The following is a 1,069-nucleotide window of genomic DNA, read 5'->3' as shown; positions in this document are numbered from 1 at the left end:
TCTCTAATCATCATTTCTAAAGTATATGTTCGGTCATGTATAAGTAATGATTTAAATTGAAATAGAACTACAATACAAATAGGCACTAATGTTATTATGATTGAAAATATTGAAAAACCAACTAAGGTTTCGATTAATGTAAATCCTTTACTTTGCGATACAAAGATTTTTATTCGTTTGGGTGTCAGTAATGCAGTACTGTTTCGCAGTTTGTTTATATTCATAATGATTTATTCGTATCAACTCCTCTGTGGGATTATTTTTTAAAATATTATATAACGAGCGTTTGAGTGCCAGTTGGTGCATAGATTGAATGTATGTTGATTGAAGTTGATGAATAAGAGGGATAAAAGAGGAACAAATTAATATAACAATCATCATACTAAAAAGTGACTCTAAAAAGATATAACCCTTTTTATTTTTCGAAAGAGACACGGTATCTCCCCTGTTCGATGTGAAATATAAGCGAAAAATTTGTTTGTTTGTATGAGAAAAAAAGAGTGCCAAATTTTGAGATCTTTCCATTTGAACTAAAATTTAAATAGTCTAGATTTGAACGATGGCTTAAAATAAGTGGTTTAAGTGAAACATATGTGGGTGCATTATCACCAATTTTTACTTTAATATCATTATGATACGGTCTGAATAGTAATAATACAGGTTGCTCTTTCTTTATAGCTAAAGATTGATAAAAATCGATTCTACTTGTTAATAAAGCGATTTGTGCATCTAAATCTGATGGTTGATTATTATTCGAATGTTGAACTACTGTCAAAAAAATCACTGTAGATATTATAGATAGAACGAGCATAGTTTCAATTAATGTAAAGGCGTGTTTACGATGCAATAGCCTCGCCACCACGGATTGTGATGCTTTCACCACTTTTACAATTCTTTTGATTCTCCTTAATATAACCTTCTTGAACAAGTTCTTCTATAGTTGCTGGTTTACGATTGTATTTTAATGTATATGCTTCTATTTGACTGTCAACAAGTTTAAGTTGTGCAGCACACCCTGTTTTTTGAATGTGTTCAGATTGTTTAGCTACTGTCTCTTATACACATCTCC

2 protein-coding genes and 1 pseudogene are annotated in these 1,069 nt (G+C 30.6%); all 3 read right to left on the bottom strand.

All coding sequences use genetic code 11. The features are described 5' to 3' along the window. Nucleotides 1–224 (bottom strand): type II secretion system protein (locus CD172_RS13155; protein ID WP_142384445.1); only part of this gene is annotated, 224 nt, incomplete at its 3' end. A gap of 191 nt (nucleotides 225–415) precedes the next feature. Further along, the gene (comGD, locus tag CD172_RS12160) at nucleotides 416–847 is read right to left on the bottom strand and encodes a competence type IV pilus minor pilin ComGD (RefSeq protein ID WP_225906114.1); all 432 of its coding nucleotides are present in this window, start codon (nucleotides 845–847) and stop codon (nucleotides 416–418) included. Then, a pseudogene (locus tag CD172_RS13040) lies at nucleotides 837–1,049 on the bottom strand (competence type IV pilus major pilin ComGC); the annotation flags it as partial. The pseudogene CD172_RS13040 and the gene comGD, both read right to left, overlap by 11 nt. Between the last annotated feature and the right edge of the window lie 20 nt (nucleotides 1,050–1,069).

The sequence above is a fragment of the Staphylococcus agnetis genome, assembly GCF_002901865.1.
Taxonomy (GTDB): Bacteria; Bacillota; Bacilli; order Staphylococcales; family Staphylococcaceae; genus Staphylococcus; species Staphylococcus agnetis.
The sequence above is the reverse complement of the archived record's forward strand: the minus strand, read 5'-3'. Positions and strand labels throughout refer to the sequence as shown.